Source organism: Priestia sp. P5_B4, assembly GCF_056400385.1.
This window is the reverse complement of record NZ_JBFULJ010000845.1, coordinates 1-1,651: the sequence shown is the minus strand read 5'-3', so window position 1 is coordinate 1,651 and position 1,651 is coordinate 1. Positions and strand designations below refer to the sequence as shown.

2 protein-coding genes are annotated in these 1,651 nt (G+C 38.6%); one reads left to right on the top strand and one right to left on the bottom strand.

Annotated features, from left to right (window positions below; translation table 11 throughout):
- A partial coding sequence (locus tag AC1DRF_RS26610; RefSeq protein ID WP_477742144.1) for a DHHA1 domain-containing protein occupies positions 1-296 on the top strand: 296 nt, incomplete at its 5' end.
- A gap of 42 nt (positions 297-338) precedes the next feature.
- Here the strand turns inward: AC1DRF_RS26610 and AC1DRF_RS26605 are convergent.
- On the bottom strand, positions 339-1,259 hold the full coding sequence (locus AC1DRF_RS26605) for a 1,4-dihydroxy-2-naphthoate polyprenyltransferase (protein ID WP_477742145.1): 921 nt from the start codon (positions 1,257-1,259) through the stop codon (positions 339-341).
- Positions 1,260-1,651 lie beyond the last annotated feature (392 nt).

Genomic DNA, 1,651 nt, shown 5'->3' with positions numbered 1-1,651 from the left:
GTTCATTTCTGTACCATCACTTTGAAAGCCGCACATTAAAAGATGTGCAAGCTTTGACGAAGCAGCTGCTTCAAACACCTGATACGACGCTTCTTTTTGCCTTTTCAAGTGATCAAAAAGTCTTACTGGCTCACAGCGGAAGTGAAGTAAAATGCGGAGAACTTTATAAAGAGCTGCTTCCGCTTTACGATGGAAAAGGCGGCGGCGGACCAAAACAAGCTCAAGCCAACTTTTCATCTTCTGAAAATATGAACGCATTTATTAGCGCAGTAAAAGAAAAAATAACGGGAGCATAACAAAAAGCCTGTCTTTTTTAAAGACAGGCTTTTTCCACTCAATCAGCTTACTAAATAGCCAATTAATAATCCAATTGATAAAGTAAATCCAAAAAACGTATTTGTTTGCGCAGTTGCTTTCATTGCAATAAGCTCTCCGCGTACAAATGCCTGTACGGCTTGAATTGGCTTAGGTGCACTAAGAAACACTAAGAAAATCCAAGGGCTAATATCGAAGAATACCACTAATGCAACGGTCCAAATATAGGCGATACCAAACAAAGCAGCTAAAAATCTAATCGCATTTTTAGAACCTAATAAAATGGCTAGCGTACGACGTCCGCCTTTTGTATCTTCTTCTATATCACGAATGTTGTTAGACAAATTAATCGCACCTACTAAAATCGCAATCGGAAGTGATACAAAGATGCTTTCAGACGTTACGGTATTCGTTTGAATAAAAAATGAAATCAACACGAACATCGCGCCCATGCAAAGACCTGAAAATAATTCTCCAAACGGCGTATACGCAATCGGAAGCGGTCCGCCCGTATACAAATAACCAATCGCCATACCTACTAATCCAACTAAAGCAAGCCACCAGCTACTGTTTGCACATATATATACACCTAAAATAAGAGCAATTCCATAAGAAATAAGTGCTAAATTTAATACCGTTTTCGGTTTCATGCCGTGTCTGACGATGGCTCCTCCGATACCTACGGAGTCTTCTGTGTCTAACCCACGTTTAAAATCATAGTACTCGTTAAATAAGTTCGTCGCAATTTGAATCCACAAACATGAAAAAAGCATCGCAAGAAACATCCAAACATTCACATGGCCATAAAACATGGCTAGAACTGTTCCAATTAAAACCGGTACAAACGATGCTGTTAGCGTATGAGGACGGGTTAATTGCCACAAAATCTTCCCTTTACTGTACTGCTCGACTGCAGCTTTTTTTTCTTTGTTATGACTTGTCATCATCCTCTTCCCTTCTATTACGAACCGTATCTCTATTTAAAAGTGCTGCTTTTAATATAACGAATGATAGCAAACTTACTCTAATACAATACACGTCCGCCCAACAAAAAAATCACGGAACTCTTTAAAATATAAGTTCCACTCTATATCATAATAATTTATTGCTCTTTTTACAAGATGACCGCTTATACATTTCCGATTTTTTTCTACAAAAATCTGCTTTGACGCAGAAATTCATAGGAAAAAGATAAAAAGCCTATCCGAAAAATAAGTTTGAGACATAAAGAAATAAATCCAATCTAAAGACGAATAAATGGGATGCATGAGCTGACCGCTTGTTACACCTCAATGATTTCCAAGCAAGACGTCGCTTTCCGCGGGCGGCCGCTGAG